General features: G+C 62.3%; 13 protein-coding genes. 10 read left to right on the forward strand and 3 right to left on the reverse strand.

The genetic code is table 11. The features are described 5' to 3' along the window. Window positions 1–38: 38 nt before the first annotated feature. The 6 genes from BMY91_RS02770 (at window position 39) to BMY91_RS02795 (ending at window position 9776) form a co-directional block, all read left to right on the forward strand. Entirely contained in the window at window positions 39–1793 is a 1755-nt protein-coding gene (locus BMY91_RS02770; protein ID WP_090817924.1) for a glycerol-3-phosphate dehydrogenase/oxidase, read from the forward strand. A gap of 48 nt (window positions 1794–1841) precedes the next feature. Continuing rightward, window positions 1842–2330: a PTS sugar transporter subunit IIA gene (locus BMY91_RS02775; RefSeq protein ID WP_090817927.1), complete on the forward strand. Its 489-nt coding sequence runs from the start codon at window positions 1842–1844 to the stop codon at window positions 2328–2330. 65 nt (window positions 2331–2395) lie between these two features. After that, window positions 2396–3256, forward strand: a complete 861-nt coding sequence (locus BMY91_RS02780) for an SURF1 family protein (protein ID WP_090817930.1) — start codon at window positions 2396–2398, stop codon at window positions 3254–3256. Further along, window positions 3253–3753 carry a DUF3817 domain-containing protein gene (locus tag BMY91_RS02785; RefSeq protein WP_090817933.1) on the forward strand — a complete coding sequence of 167 codons (501 nt, stop codon included), beginning with the start codon at window positions 3253–3255 and terminating at the stop codon, window positions 3751–3753. The genes BMY91_RS02780 and BMY91_RS02785 overlap by 4 nt, the downstream gene beginning before the upstream one ends. Before the next feature lie 107 nt (window positions 3754–3860). Then, the gene (gene guaA, locus BMY91_RS02790) at window positions 3861–5450 is read left to right on the forward strand and encodes a glutamine-hydrolyzing GMP synthase (protein ID WP_090817937.1); all 1590 of its coding nucleotides are present in this window, start codon (window positions 3861–3863) and stop codon (window positions 5448–5450) included. 165 nt (window positions 5451–5615) lie between these two features. Further along, the gene (locus BMY91_RS02795) at window positions 5616–9776 is read left to right on the forward strand and encodes a DUF4011 domain-containing protein (RefSeq protein WP_090817939.1); all 4161 of its coding nucleotides are present in this window, start codon (window positions 5616–5618) and stop codon (window positions 9774–9776) included. 26 nt (window positions 9777–9802) lie between these two features. Here BMY91_RS02795 and BMY91_RS02800 read toward each other — a convergent pair whose 3' ends face one another. The 3 genes from BMY91_RS02800 to BMY91_RS02810 all read right to left on the reverse strand — a co-directional run bounded on the left by BMY91_RS02800 (window position 9803) and on the right by BMY91_RS02810 (window position 11703). After that, entirely contained in the window at window positions 9803–10603 is an 801-nt protein-coding gene (locus tag BMY91_RS02800) for an RcpC/CpaB family pilus assembly protein (RefSeq protein WP_090817942.1), read from the reverse strand. A 70-nt stretch (window positions 10604–10673) separates the two neighbouring features. Continuing rightward, window positions 10674–10934 (reverse strand): FmdB family zinc ribbon protein, encoded by a 261-nt coding sequence (locus BMY91_RS02805; protein ID WP_090817945.1) that lies wholly within the window; start codon window positions 10932–10934, stop codon window positions 10674–10676. Window positions 10935–11088: 154 nt separating this feature from the next. Next, window positions 11089–11703 (reverse strand): 5-formyltetrahydrofolate cyclo-ligase, encoded by a 615-nt coding sequence (locus tag BMY91_RS02810; protein WP_090817949.1) that lies wholly within the window; start codon window positions 11701–11703, stop codon window positions 11089–11091. A 100-nt stretch (window positions 11704–11803) separates the two neighbouring features. Here BMY91_RS02810 and galU point away from each other — a divergent pair, with 100 nt between their 5' ends. From galU to BMY91_RS02830, 4 genes are all read left to right on the forward strand, one after another. Beyond that, entirely contained in the window at window positions 11804–12736 is a 933-nt protein-coding gene (gene galU / locus BMY91_RS02815; protein ID WP_175538562.1) for a UTP--glucose-1-phosphate uridylyltransferase GalU, read from the forward strand. 6 nt (window positions 12737–12742) lie between these two features. Continuing rightward, entirely contained in the window at window positions 12743–13369 is a 627-nt protein-coding gene (locus BMY91_RS02820; protein WP_090817952.1) for a GNAT family N-acetyltransferase, read from the forward strand. 130 nt (window positions 13370–13499) lie between these two features. Beyond that, window positions 13500–14390, forward strand: a complete 891-nt coding sequence (locus BMY91_RS02825; protein WP_090817955.1) for a hypothetical protein — start codon at window positions 13500–13502, stop codon at window positions 14388–14390. A gap of 6 nt (window positions 14391–14396) precedes the next feature. Next, entirely contained in the window at window positions 14397–15197 is an 801-nt protein-coding gene (locus tag BMY91_RS02830) for an SDR family oxidoreductase (protein ID WP_090817958.1), read from the forward strand. The last annotated feature ends 36 nt before the right edge of the window (window positions 15198–15233 follow it).

Raw genomic sequence — 15233 nt, forward strand, 5'->3', positions numbered from 1 at the left:
TAGGGGACTACCAGCTGTTGCGTTTGAGGAGGGGTCCGATGAGCAATGTCGCAGGCGGTCCGCAAGTGAGTTCCCCGGGAGCACTGAGCCCGGAATTCCGAGCCGCGTCGATCGACGTCCTGAAAGCCACTGCCGAGGCCGGTAAGGAGCTCGACATCCTGATTGTCGGCGGCGGCGTCGTGGGGGCAGGGGCTGCACTTGATGCCGTGACCCGTGGCCTTACAGTGGGCATTGTGGAGGCCAGGGACTGGGCATCAGGTACCTCGTCCCGGTCCTCCAAGCTCATTCACGGCGGCCTCCGGTACCTGGAGATGCTCGACTTCGGTCTGGTCCAGGAAGCACTCCAGGAGCGGGGACTGCTCATTCAGCAGATCGCCCCGCATTTGGTTCGCCCGGTGCCCTTCCTCTACCCGCTGACCCGCCGTTTCTGGGAGCGTCCCTACGTCGGGGCGGGCATCATGCTGTACGACACCTTGGGACTGACATCCGGGCACAGTCGGGGAGTCCCGATGCACAAGCACCTCTTCAGGCGTGGAACGCTGCGGGCGGCCCCCAGCCTTAAGGATGACGCTTTCGTCGGCTCCATCCGCTACTACGATGCCCAAGTGGATGACGCCAGACTGGTGGTCAACCTGGTGAGGACCGCCGCGCATTACGGTGCGTACGCCGCCAACCGGGTACGGGTGGTTGATTTCCTCCGCGAGGGCGAACGCGTGGTCGGGGCCAAGGTGGAAAACCAGGAGGACGGCAGCGTCTTCGAGGTCAGGGCCAAGCAAGTAGTCAACGCAACCGGGGTGTGGACCGACGAAACGCAAGCGATGGTCACAGACCGTGGCCAGTTGAAGGTCAGGGCATCCAAGGGCATCCACCTCGTGGTTCCGCGCGACCGTTTCCAGTCCACGGTGGGGCTGATCCTGCGCACTGAGAAATCCGTACTCTTCGTGATCCCTTGGGGGCGGCACTGGATTATTGGGACCACGGACACTGATTGGAAGCTGGACAAGGCGCACCCGGCAGCGTCCAGCAAGGACATCGACTATGTCCTGGAGCACGTCAACAAGGTACTCAAGCGTCCGCTGACCCGGGAGGATGTGGAAGGGGTCTATGCAGGGCTCCGTCCGCTCCTGGCGGGCGATAACGATTCCACCGCAAAATTGTCCCGTGAGCACGTGGTTGCACACCCCGTCCCGGGACTTGTGGTGGTAGCCGGCGGAAAATACACCACCTACCGGATCATGGCCAAGGATGCTGTGGATGAGGCAACCAGAGCCATGGACGAACGTGTTCCGTCCAGCTGCACCGACACCATTCCGCTGCTCGGCGCCGAGGGATTCAAGGCAGCCTGGAACCGTCGCGGCAGGTCGGCAGAACAAGCCGGCGTTCACGTTGCACGCGTGGAGCACTTGCTCAACCGCTTCGGTTCAATGACACCCGAAGTCCTGGACATCATCTCCGGCCGACCGGAACTGGGAGAGCCGCTTCCCGGCGCCGACGATTACCTTGCAGCGGAGGTTGTGTATGCGACAACCCACGAAGGCGCCCGTCACGTTGACGACGTTTTGACCCGCCGGACGCGAATTTCCATCGAAGCGTGGGACCGGGGTGTGTCTGCTGCGCCCGTAGTAGCTAAGCTGATGGGAGAAATCCTTGGCTGGAGCGAGACTCAGCGCGAAAGCGAAATCAAGCACTACCTGGCGCGTGTGGAAGCTGAACGACTCAGTCAGCAGCAACCCGATGATGAATCGGCAGATGCCGCGCGCATGGGAGTGGATGACATCGTTCCCCTTCGCTGACCAGCTCAGGGTAATGCGGCCGGGAGGCCACACTGGAGGGAACACGACTTGGCTGAACCACTTGATCGGTATGACGCGGAACTGACAACCCCGGATACTGTCATCCTCGAGCTTGTCGCCCGGGACAAGATCGACGCTGCTGCCCAGCTTGCCCGCAAGCTCCACCAAGCCGGCAGGATTACCAATCTTGAGGGCTTCCTGGAGCAGGTTCATTCGCGGGAGCACCAGCTCGCCACGGGACTCCCGGGGGGCATTGGGCTGCCGCACGCGCGCAGCGAGTTTGTAGACAGGATTTCCATCGCAGTGGGCGTGACCAAATTCGGCCACGCGCTGGACTTCGGGGCAACTGATGGGCCAGCCACTCTGATCCTCCTCATCGCCACCCCTGCCAGCTCATTCTCGGACCACCTTGAGGTCCTGGCCACGTTGGCGCGCTCCCTGTCCAAGGAGTCGTTCCGGGAGTCGCTTCGGCGGGCGCATGATCCCGAGGTTATCTCCGAACTCATCAACTCCAGTCTGGTCTTCTTCGACCACTAAAAGATTTGGGCAGGCCCTTTACCCCCGTTTCGTTGTTCTACAGCAGGACGAAGTACGGTTAAGGGGTGTTGAAAACCGCGTTGAAACCCCGCTGGATCGCAGGACTGGTCTTTGCGCTTCTGTTGTCCGGGGTGTTTGTGCTGCTCAGTCAGTGGCAGCTCAGCCGGTCCGCCCAACACGAGCCCCCTGTGCCTTCCAGCATCGAGGAAGTCAAACCGCTGGTGGAGGTCTTGAAGCCAGGGCAATTCTTCCCCGGCTCGGTCTCGGACCAGATGGTCAGCGCCACGGGAAGCTACGATCCCGGCAAGCAGGTCCTTGTCGAGGGGCGCCTCTACAACAACCAAAAGGGCTTCTGGATCGTCTCGGCATTCGCGGTAGACGCCGCTCCGACGCTGAAAGGCGTCGGTGCCTCGCCGCAGACATGGATCCCTGTGGCCCGCGGCTGGGTGGCCGAAGCCTCCCAAGCCGGCCCGCCGCCGTCGGGAACCATTACGCTGACCGGCCGCCTCATCCCTTCTGAAGCGCCGGTTCCAAACGTCGACGCCGGTCCGGGCCGCGCGTCTGCGGTCTCCGCAGCGGAACTCATCAACAAGTGGGAAGTCTCCAGCTATCCGGGGTTCGTTGCGGCGACGTCCGAAATTGCCGGCGGCTCGCCCATTTCCCTCGGCGACAACGTCAAGGCCCTCAATATCCCGCCGCAGCCCCCTGCTGAGCAGGTCAATTGGCTGAACCTTTTCTACGCGGTGGAATGGGTTGTCTTTGCCGGTTTCTCGATTTTCATCTGGTGGCGGCTGGTGAAGGACGACTACCGGCGCGATCTCGAAGACGATGAGTTCGAGGACGACGACTTAGAGGACGAGCCGGTAGACCCCGGGGCCAGTACAGAACCAACAAGCCCACAGCCAGAACAAAAGGTGCAGCAATGATCGAGCCAAAGCCGGCTATCCAGCCCGAGCAATCAGGTCCCAAGACTAAGAAGCGGCGATTCGGCGGAACGGAAGCCCAAATCCGTTCCGCGTTGAAGTTCTACAAAGTCATGGCCTACCTCACCGGTGCGATGCTCCTGCTGCTGTGCGCTGAATTGATCGCGCGCTACGTCTTCGGCGTCTCCCTCTTCGCCGGCGGTACCAGTGCCGTCACCGGCCAACCGTTCGGCTTCGGGTTTGCAGAATCCGAACCCAAGGGAGTCATCGGAGGGTTCAACATCTCCACATCGGTGCTGATTGTGCACGGCTGGATGTATGTGGTTTACCTCGTTTCCAACTTCCGCCTCTGGTCACTCATGCGGTGGCCGTTCTCCAAGATGATCCTCTTGGCGCTGGGCGGCGTCATCCCTCTGTTGTCCTTCATCGTCGAGAAGAAATTCCACGCACAGGTGGAAGCGGAACTTGCAGCCAACCCCCAGGCATCCAAGCGTTACTAGGCCCCGAAGGCCTTCCACTGTGAGATGCCTAACGGCGAGGCCTCTTTTGGCCCTTGGCCGTCCTCGTCAACGTGCATGGGGGTGGCCAGGCCAAGTAGTCTTGTCTGGTGACTACTCCCACCGCACCCCAGACTTCCCAGAAGCCGGTGCTGGTTGTTGACTACGGTGCCCAGTACGCGCAGCTGATTGCCCGCCGCGTCCGCGAAGCGAATGTGTATTCGGAAATTGTTCCGCATACCTTCACCACCGAGCAGCTTCTGGCCAAAAACCCGGCAGCCATCATTCTCTCTGGAGGGCCCTCCAGCGTTTACGCCGAGGGCGCCCCGAGCGTAGGCGCCGACCTCTTCGAAGCCGGGGTGCCCGTTTTCGGTATCTGCTACGGCTTCCAGGCCATGGCCAACGCACTGGGCGGCAAGGTGGCCCAGACGGGCCTCCGGGAGTACGGCGCCACCGAAGCCCTGGTTGTGGGGGATGCCCGCTCCATTCTTGATGGCGTTCCCGCTTCCCAGAACACCTGGATGAGCCACGGCGACTCCGTCCATGAGGCTCCTGAGGGCTTCGAGGTCCTCGCTTCCACGGCAGGTGCGCCGGTCGCTGCTTTCGCCAACGAGCAGAAGCGTCTCTACGGCGTGCAGTGGCACCCCGAAGTGAAGCATTCCGTCCATGGCCAGCATGTGCTGGAGAACTTCCTGTTCAAGGGTGCGGGCCTGAGCCCCAACTGGACCACGGGGAACATCCTGGAAGAGCAGGTGGACCGTATTCGCCAGCAGATCGGCGACTCCAAGGTCATCTGCGGTCTTTCCGGCGGTGTCGACTCTGCAGTAGCTGCCGCTCTTGTCCAGCGCGCCGTCGGCGACCAGCTGACCTGTGTCTTCGTGGATCACGGTCTCCTCCGTGAAGGCGAAGCCGAGCAGGTTGAACGCGACTTCGTAGCCGCCACTGGTGTCAACCTGTACGTTGCCAACGAGCAGGAACGCTTCCAGTCGGCCCTCGCCGGCGTCAGCGATCCCGAAACCAAGCGCAAGATCATCGGCCGCGAATTCATTCGTGCCTTCGAGGAAGCGGAGCGGGCTATCATCGCCCAGGCCGCCGCCGAGGGTGAAAAGATCAAGTTCCTGGTCCAGGGCACCCTGTACCCTGATGTCGTCGAATCCGGCGGTGGTGAGGGCGCAGCCAACATCAAGAGCCACCACAACGTGGGCGGGCTCCCGGAGGATCTGCAGTTCGAGCTCGTCGAGCCACTGCGTGCCCTGTTCAAGGACGAGGTCCGTGCGGTTGGCGCCCAGTTGGGCCTGCCGCAGGAAATCGTCGGCCGCCAGCCGTTCCCGGGTCCCGGCCTGGGTATCCGCATCGTGGGCGAAGTGACCAAGGAACGCCTGGACCTGCTGCGCAAGGCTGATGCCATTGCCCGCGCAGAGCTGACCGCCGCTGGCTTGGACAACGACGTCTGGCAGATGCCCGTGGTGCTTCTGGCAGACGTTCGCAGCGTTGGCGTTCAGGGCGATGGCCGGACCTACGGTCACCCCATCGTTCTGCGTCCGGTGTCTTCCGAAGACGCCATGACGGCAGACTGGTCGCGGTTGCCCTACGACCTCCTGGCCCGGATCTCCAACCGCATCACCAATGAGGTGGATGGAGTGAACCGCGTGGTACTGGACGTCACCAGCAAGCCACCGGGAACCATCGAGTGGGAATAGCATTCTGAGTGGCCGGCTTCCTCTGGAAGCCGGCCACTTTGCTTGAAGTCCTCAGGTGTGCTCGATCCGTGAAAAACGGCAGGCACCTGTGAAATGACGGCGAATTTCGGGTCGGAACAGCGTTGCGGAACGGGCTGACCGCGTATTCCCGCTACCCTCGAAAGTATGCCGGTATGGTCCAAGGCGTCTAAAGCTAGTACAGAAAAGAAGGCAGAAGTTGTGTCAGTAGGTCAAGGCCAGGAAGAGGGCTCCGAAGAGCTCCGTAAATGGCTGTCTGGTCTTAAGCCCGTCACCGGGGCGGACACGATGCTGCGCTTCGTCAAGACGCCCGAAGGGGCCATCGACCTCAGCAACGCGCACCCGTCCGGGCTTGCCCAGTTGCTGGCAGGCCGCCGAACACGCCTCTCTACCCTGATCAGGGATCGGCAACAGTACCTGGTGGCGGCCCGCGCAGCGCGCAACATCCGGTCCAAGATTTTTGAGCTCAGCAATGACCGCGGTATCGAAGCCGGCTATTTGTCCGCCGGTACCGTTGTGTGGACGTCGGCGGTGGGCGGCAAGCCTCAGCGAGTTTCCGCGCCTGTGATGCTCACCTCCATTGTCCTGACGGTCAGGCCCGGTGAGGACGACTTCGAACTCCAGCTGACCGAGCAAGCACGCATGAACCCGGCGCTGGTGCGTCACCTCAAGACCGTCCACGGCATCGTCTTTGATGTCAACGCGGTAGCGAGGATGGCCTACAACACCGCGAGGTTCGATCCCCAGCCGGTGCTGGATCGTCTGTCCACGCTCGTGCAGCCAATCCACGGTGCCGATGTTGAGTTCAACCTGCTGGTGACCACGCTCGCCGACCTGTCGGGCAATCTCGACGATCCTTGGATCAATACGAACAACCCCACAGTCGCGGCTCTGTCGTTGGCAGCGAACGGCGGCGACATTGAGCCCGAGGCCATCAAGGCGGGCAGGTTCCCCAGCCTTGATGTCCGCGATCCGGCTGATGAACTTCTCTTGCTCGACGCCGACACGGACCAGCAGTACGTGGTGGATGCTGTTCGCGCCGGTGACTCACTGGTGGTCAGTACCCCACCCGGGAGCGGCCAGACACAGACTGCCATTAATGCCATAGGTGCGTTGGTCAGCGCAGGCAAATCCGTGCTCGTGGTAGGGGACAGGCAGTCCAGCCTCGCAGGCCTTTCCGCCCATTTGGAATCACTCGGCCTTGAATCGATGCTGTTCCGCCCTGGCAACGGAACCACGCCGCAGCAGCTTAAGGGGCAGTTGGTCCGGGCCATCATGCGGAACGAGAAAGCACTCGAACCGCAGTTGGGCAACCTGCACCAGACTCTGACCGGTCACCGCCATGCACTCATGGACCATGTGGCCTCGCTGCATAACGTCCGGGAGCGCTGGGGATGCTCTCCTTACCAGGCCATGCAATCGCTTGCTGAGCTGACGTCAATCCACCCCGCGCCCTCAACGACGGTCCGCTTGAAGCGCAGCGTCCTGGACAACATTAAGGACCGTGAGGAACTCGCGGGCCGTTTGCGTCGCGCTGCCGAACTGGGCAGTTTCAGCCGGGCGTCCACTTCCAGCCCTTGGTATGGGGCACGGCTGGTCACCCGCAAGGAGACTGAGGAAGCCCAGCAGCTAGCCCGTTTGGCAGAAGAGAAGCTGCCGGTGCTGCGGGACCGGATGAAGCAGTTGTCCGATCACGCCGAAATTCGTTTGGGGGAAACGTTCACGGAGTGGGGCGCCCAGCTCGAACTGCTCATTGCCGTTCGGGAGAGCCTGGACAAGTTCACGCCTGATATCTTCGACCGTCCGGTGCATGATCTGATATCCGCCACCGCGAGCTCCGCTTGGCGCCGTGAGCGCAACCTTGAGATGCCCTCGATGCAGCGGTCCCGTCTGCGCCGGGTAGCCAAAGAGTACGTTCGGCCCGGTGTGCACATCGCAGACCTCCACAGTTCACTGGTCCTGGTCCAGGAGCAGCGGGCCCTCTGGGCAGGCTACGCCACCACGCAACGTCACCCTGCCGTTCCTTCTGGCCTTGCTGACCTCGGTGCTTTGTACCGGGAACTGGACGGTGAACTACATCGCTTGGGTGATGCCCTGAAGCACACAGGCGCGGGAGGTTCGCTGCATGGGACCCCGTATCTGGAGTTGATGGAGCGGCTGGAACGGCTTGTTGCAGACACTTCTACCTTGGAAACTCTTCCCGAGCGCACACTCCTGATCGAGGAAATGCGCGAGCACGGCTTGGGCGAGTTGCTGTCCGATTTGGCTGCCCGTGAAGTTCCTGCGTCCTCTGTTGCTGCGGAATTGGACCTTGCCTGGTGGCAGTCCGCTTTGGAAGCCATGATCAGCGGGGACGACTACCTTGCCATGTCTGACGGCGACTCCTTGCGGCGCCTCGAAGCCGAGTACCGGTTGGCGGACCAAGCACACATTGCCAGTGGAGCCGCGCGGCTGCGGTGGCAGTTGGCCCAGAAGTGGCGGCAGGGCCTCCTGGAGCACCCCAGGCAGGCTGAGCTCCTCAAGGCGTTGCTGAAGGACGGCCGGGTTACCTTGCCGGCGCTCAGCGCCCAAGCGCCCGACCTCGTACCCCTCCTGGTTCCGGTGTGGTCCGTCAGCCCGTATCTGCTGACCGGCGTTCTTCCGGCCGAGCAGAAGTTTGACTCTGTGGTGGTCATCGACGCAGAGTCGACCTCACTGCAGGCAGTGCTTCCCGCGATAGCCCGGGCGCCGCAGGTAGTGGCTTTCGGTGATGCAAAAATTGCCAATGCCCGCACCTTCAGTGTGGCTGTGGAGCCTCCAGTAGCTGGAGTTGCCAGCCATGAGAACGTGGACAGCGCCTATAAGGCTTTGGCCCGGGTGCTGCCTACGTGGCAGCTGAACTGGGTCTACCGGGCTGTGGATGAGGACCTGATCCTCCAGCTGAGCAAGAACTACTACGACGGCGGCCTGCGCAGGCTGCCGGACGGCAACTCGGTCACCGGCCTGGATCGTTCCATTCATGTGGAGTACATTCCCGATGGCACCGGGCTCCCGGGTGCCGACCACGAGGGCGTCGAGTCGGTCACCGCCGAGGTCAACCGCGTGGTGGACCTGGTTTTTGAGCACGCCAGGCTGCGGCCCCGGACGTCTTTGGCCGTGGTGACGGCCAGCCTGCGTCACGCCGCCCGTATTGGCGAGGCCATCAGGCTTCAGTTGCCCAACCATTCGTTGCTGTCCGCATTCTTTGGAGCCGGTCCGGAATCTTTCCGTGTAGTGGACCTCGAGCGCGCCCAAGGTTTGGTGCGGGATCACGTGATCTTCTCGCTGGGTTACGGGCGTACTCCCCACGGCCGTGCCCTGCATTCGTTCGGCCCATTGTCCGTTGAAGGTGGCCGGAACCGGTTCGCCCTGGCGATGACCCGTGCGCGGCGTTCCATGCACGTTCTGAGTTGCTTCCGCCCCGAGGATCTGGACCTTGACCGCTTGGCTCATGGAGCGGTGGACTTCTACGAACTGCTGGACCGGGAACTCTCCGGAAACAGCAACCTCGGAACGCCTGCATCCCGCGCTGTTGCCAGTGAGCAGGCGCTGGGGGAGGATCCCCTGGTGGCTGATCTCGGTGAACGCCTGCGTGCCCGGGGAGCCAGGGTCTGGCACCTTTACGATGGCGTGCTGGATATCGCTGCCGCAGCGGATCCCGTCCATACGATTGGCCGGGAAGGTGCGGAGATCCCTACTCCCGTGGCCATCGAGTCCGACGGAACGGAACGCTACCGGCGCATGAGCGTCCGCGAACGCAGCCGCCTGCGCCCGCAGCTGCTTGAACGAATGGGCTGGCGTTACATGTCGCTGTGGACGATCGAGGTCTTTACGGATCCCTCGTCCTGTGCAGATCGGATTGGATCCTACCTCGGGCTGGAGAACCACATCCCGAGGCCTGCTTCCCCCCAGCATGGTTTCCTGGACATGGATGTTGAACAATTGACATTGGATAAAGGGCAGCCAAGCTACGCCCACAGTTCGGCCGGGCAGGCGGAGGGCGAAGTCCACGATGCTGCGGGCCACGCGAACAACGTCATAGAGAACGGGAAAGAAGCACCACAGATGGAACAGGAAACCGGCACGGACGACGCAGCCGCTGAGTCCGGCGCACAGGTCGATGCCGCTCCGGAGGAAAGAGCCGGGTCCAAGGCGTCCGCGTCCAAGCCCGGCACTGGCGGGATTCTTCCCACCAAGGCTGCAGAGGACGATCCCCGGCAGTGGGGCGACGAGCCCGGATACGATCATGAGCAGTGGCTGAAGGAGCAAAAGCCGCCGCATTGGGGCTAACTTGCCTGCGGCAATTGCTCCGCTGATCACGGACTGACCAAAACAAAGAAGAGCTTGCCCTGCGTTGACGCGCCGGCAAGCTTTTCTGCTTGCTGGGGATCGGCTGCCACCACTACCAGCCCCTCGGTGTCGCTTGTCCCGAGCCATTCTCCGGCCTTGCCCCCGTGGGCCGAAGTCCAGAGGACGGGAACGGGGCCGGCCAGTACCTCGCTTTGTTTGGGCTCGTCGTAGGAACCCGCTGACGTGAGCACCACCGTTACGAGCTGGCCGGGGGAGAGCAGCTGAATGGACGAGGGGTCAGCCATCCGTAGCGGGACTGCTGCCGAGCCCAAGGGGGCTCCCGTGAGCAGCCCAGGTCCCAGGAGGTTGGATTCAGCAGGGATCTGCCCTTTGCCGAGTGGCGACGCGAGCTGGCGTCCAACCAGGACTCCCGCGTCTGTTACGGATCCGGAGACAGCCAGCTCCGGGGCTACAGCTACATTCGCAAAGTCGGATTCGGTGAGGCTGGTGCCCGTTGGAAGGTCTCGGGCTGCGACCAGTACATTGACCCGCAGTTGGGACTGCGGAGTCATCTGTTGGACTGCGATGCCAGTGGCGAGGCACAGCAGGAGTGCCACTGTCAGCCGACGATTGCGTGCAATCCAAGAGCGTGATGCCTGAACCGGGTTCCGGCGCGCAACGCGCTTGAAGGGTTTGCCCCGGGAGAAGGGTTTGCCCCGATAAACGGTTCCTGGCGGACGGGAATTCGCGACGGGAGGCCGAGGCATGGCAGCTGATGCTGAGCGTTCAGCGCGGGCAAGGAGCGCGCTACGGGACTTCTGTGGCATGCCGCCACGTTAGCCAGCAGACCGGACGGCCTGACAGTAGCTTGAGGCCGTATGTGGAAAAGGAAGAGTCCTAGCTCGCTGCTGCTGCCGGTGCCGGAGCGGCGGCAGGAGCAGGGGACGCTGCCGGAGCGGCGGAAACCGTGCTGCCCTTGGAATCGCGGGAATCAGTCCGGTAGAAGCCGGAGCCCTTGAAGACGACGCCAACGCTGTTGAACTTCTTGCGAAGCGAACCTTTGCACTCGGGGCACTCTGTCAGGGAGCTGTCAGAGAACGACTGGACGATGTCAAAGGCATGGTCGCAGTCTTTGCAGGCGTATGCGTATGTGGGCACTGAAATCCTCCTTCAGGACAAAGTTCAGGTCCTGTGCAGCGTCGGCGGAGAACATCCGCATTAGCAGTCGCAGGGCCTGAGTGCCAATTCTATCATCCGGACTCCGGGAGCGTGCCAGTGAGTGTGCCGGAACTCACCCAAAGGCACAATGCAGTCAGGACCCCTCAGATGCGACGCCGAGCTGGACGACGCCGGAAGGGGTAAGGACTTCGCACACCGGGCGGTCAAAGGCTTCGGCGGGAATCGAACCCGGAGGCAACACATCGTCGTCGTACACCACAGCGATAGTGGGTGGTCGCTGGCCGGAAGCATCCAGACCCTGGAGCAGGCGGTCGTAGTAGCCGCCGCCCTGGCCGATCCTGTTGCCATCCCGGTCAACTGCTGTAGCGGGCATGAAAATACCGGCAGCCCCGGCTATCACGGAGCTCTCCAGGCGTTCGCCAACAGGTTCGTCGATGGGTGCGTAGGCAGATCGGGCAAAGTTCGTGCCGGGCGTCCAGAAGACCCAGCTCAGCTGCCTGCCCGGCTCGCAAACGGGCAGTAGAACCCGGTGGCCAGCGTCATGGAGGGACGTGATCAGGGGCAGGGTGGGTGGCTCGAAGGCGACTCCGACATAGACGGCAAACGTTGCGCCTGCGCCTGGTGAAGTCCTCGCAGCCCACGCTGTTCCATGCCCGGCAATGGATTCGCCCGCCTCTGCTATCTGTTCCGGAGTCAGGGTCCGCCGGTGCAGGCGCCTGCTACTGCGGATGTCTTCCTTGGATGCCATCTGTGTCCGATCGTGAGGTGTTGTTCGTCCTGGTAAGCCGCGTATGCCATCAGTTCCGCGATCCAAATGTGCTAACGGTGCGGCGAGGGTTTAGCCGTTGATGTATTCCTTCCGTTACATTAGTCCCGTGACTCTTGATAACAATGCTGTCCGTAAGGCCGTCATCCCCGCAGCGGGTCTTGGCACCAGGTTCCTCCCTGCAACAAAGGCGATGCCGAAGGAAATGCTGCCAGTGGTTGACAAGCCGGCCATCCAGTACGTCGTCGAAGAAGCCGTAAAGGTTGGCTTGCATGACGTCCTGATGATCACCGGACGCAGCAAGCGTGCCTTGGAGGATCACTTTGACCGCGTGCCAGCGCTGGAGGCGACCCTGGCTGAAAAGGGTGACACCGCTAAGCTTGAAGCTATTCAGTCCGCCACCAACCTGGGTGACATTCACTACGTCCGCCAAGGTGACCCCAACGGTTTGGGCCACGCAGTCCTCCGTGCCAAGCAGCACGTGGGCTATGAACCCTTCGCTGTCCTTCTGGGTGATGACCTGATCGACGCCCGCGAGGACCTCCTGAGCGAAATGATCGCTGTCCAGCAGAAGACCGGTGGGTCAGTTGTGGCCCTCATTGAAGTTGAACCCTCCAAGATCAGCGCCTACGGCTGCGCGGATGTAGAGGAGATCGGCGAAGAAGGCTACGTGCGCATCAAGCAGCTCGTGGAGAAGCCTTCCCCGGAAGAGGCTCCCTCCAACCTTGCTGTGATCGGCCGTTACGTGCTGCATCCCGCCGTGTTTGATGTCCTGGAGAAGACAGCTCCGGGGCGCGGCGGAGAGATCCAGTTGACTGATGCGCTGGAGGTCCTGGCCGCTGGCGAGGGCGAAGGCTACGGCGTGTACGGTGTCGTCTTCCGCGGCCGTCGCTACGATACCGGTGACAAGCTCAGCTATCTCAAGGCATGCATTGAGCTCGCGTGCGAACGTGAGGATCTCGGTCCCGAGCTTCGTGAGTGGCTGCCGACCTTTACCGCTGCGCTTCCCAAGTAACACCGGATGTACGGCTCTGCGATCTGGCCGGTAACGCTGGAAAGCGGAGACTTGCTTCTTCGGCCCATTCGTTACCGCGACAAGCGGGAATGGTCTGAAGTCCGCTCGAAGAACAGTGAATGGCTCGCACCATGGGAGGCGTCCAACCCGGCACCGGGTGGGCGCCTGCCCAGTTACCGTCAGATGGTGGGGTCCCTGAACGATCAGGCCCGCCAGTCCACGGCCCTTCCGTTTGTCATCGTCGAACGGACTCCCGGTTTCCGGGAGCCGCGCATCGTGGGGCAATTGACGGTGTCGTCCATTGTGTGGGGATCGGCCATGATGGCCACACTGGGGTATTGGGTTGATCAGGAGCGGGCGGGCCGCGGAATTGCTCCGACAGCGGTGGCCATGGCCACGGACCACTGTTTCAGGGTGCTGGGACTTCACCGGATGGAAATCAACATCAGGCCGGAGAATGGCCCCAGCCTCCGGGTGGTGGAGAAGCTCGGATTCCGTGACGAGGGTTACCGCGAACGGTATCTGCACATCAACGGGGAATGGGCTGACCACCGTTCATTTGCGTTGACATCGGACGAGGTTCCCGAGGGGCTCCTGCGCAGGTGGCTCCAAGGACAAACGGGCAGGTCATAAGGCTTTTTGACCGTATCTCCAGTCATTTGCGGACTCGCCGACGACACACCGGGCGCAATGCCGCCACCCCCGGGGATTTGCTTCTACGGTTTTGAATGTGGACTTCCCTCTCAGCAGCTCAGTGATACTCGTGGTCACTGTCGCGCTGTGGATGGTCTGGGTGGCGCCTTACGTTCTGCGTAACCGCCGGCAACAAGTCCAAACGGCCACTGTGCCAGCAGAGGCATTCGACGACGAACCAGACGAACCGCAGGCAGGGGTGGTATTGACTTTGGCACCTCAGCAGGAGAAACCGATGGAGACCATGCACAGCAAAGCACAGGCCTCGCCGCAGGATTCCCGCGTGGCAGAGTCGTCCGCCAATCCAACGCCCGTTACCCCCTTCACGATTCGTTACGCGCGGTGCACTCTGGCGTTGTCCGGTGCAGCGCTGCTTTTGACGGCAGTGATTTCCGGGGTGCTTCTGCTTTTCCGCACGGGATCCTTTTGGTTGCCGTTGGTGTCCTTCATTGGCGCGGTCTTCGCTGTCGTGATTCTGCGCAGGCTTGCTCTTCGGGATCTGCGCGAACGACGTGCGCGCCGTGCAGCCCAGGCATCGCGCATCCCCACTCCCGCGCGCTATCTGCCGAAAGAGCCGGCTGTCGAGTCGAAGGAAACCACTGTTTTCGACGCCGAGGCCAGTAGTAGTGAGGCTGCGCGCCTGTCCGCTGTGGAGCTTCGTGAGGCTGCGCTGGCAGTTGCCGTGGCGGCTGGAGACACGTCTGCACAAGCGGCCGAAGACACGAGGGGTTCCAGTTGGCAGCCGGTTTCGGTTCCCAAGCCCACCTACGTTGATGCCGCCAAGGCCCCGAGGCCTGCTCCCGAGCCCTTGGATCTCCCTGAGGCTCCCAAGCCAGTTGGCAAGCCTGTGCTGAAACAGGGCGTTGATCAGATGGATGCTGCTGCGATGTCGGCGGCGTCGGTCAAGGGTCAGAGCGCCCTGAGCAATCTGGACGACGTCCTGCAGCGCCGCCGCGCGTAATTTCCGATGACCAGCATCTGCGTGGCTGGTGGAACCGGTCAGGTGGGCCGCGAGGTTGTCCGGCTTGCCCTGGCTGCCGGGCACTCCGTCACAGTCCTGTCCCGCCACGTGCCCCCGACAGGATCGAACAGGCATCACGACGGCGCCAGCTACTTTGCGGGCGACGTCACCACAGGGGATGGTCTGTCAGACGCATTGGCGGGTGCCGACGTCGTGATCGACTGCCTTGAAGGGCAGTTTGGCAAGGCGCAAAAGCATTTCGCCGACGGCGGTGCCAGGCTTCTGGCCGCGGCCAACCGGGCAGGGGTTGTAAAGGCCGTGGCCCTGTCCATCATCAATTGCGACCAGAGCACGTTTGATTACTATGCGACAAAAGCAGCCAAGGAACAGAAATACGCTGAGTCGACATTGGAAACGGTGGTGGTGAGAGCGACGCAATTTCACAGCTTGGTGGCGGCTGTCTTCGCGGCCGCTGCGAAAGTGCGGGTTATTCCTGTTTTCAAGGGTGTGGGTTTCCAGAGCATTTCTCCCGTGGACGTGGCGAAGGTCTTGCTGCTGGAAGCCGTGGAGGAACCTTCTTCCCAGCTGCACAGGGTCCGCACCATCGGCGGTCCGGACGTGCTGGACATGAGGGCGATGGCGGTGTCCTGGAAGGCCGTAACGGGTGCGCGGGGCAGGATTGTGCAGTTGCCTTTGCCTGGCGCGATGGGCGCTTTCCTGCGTGCCGGCCGTAACCTGATCCCGGAGCAAAGGATCGGGACTGAGACCTTCGTGTCGTGGTTGGAAAAGCGCAAGGAAAGTTTGTAGCCTAGGGACACTGGCCGGGTGCCCACCACCGGTCCA

It is taken from the genome of Arthrobacter sp. yr096, from assembly GCF_900108925.1.
Classification (GTDB): domain Bacteria; phylum Actinomycetota; class Actinomycetes; order Actinomycetales; family Micrococcaceae; genus Arthrobacter.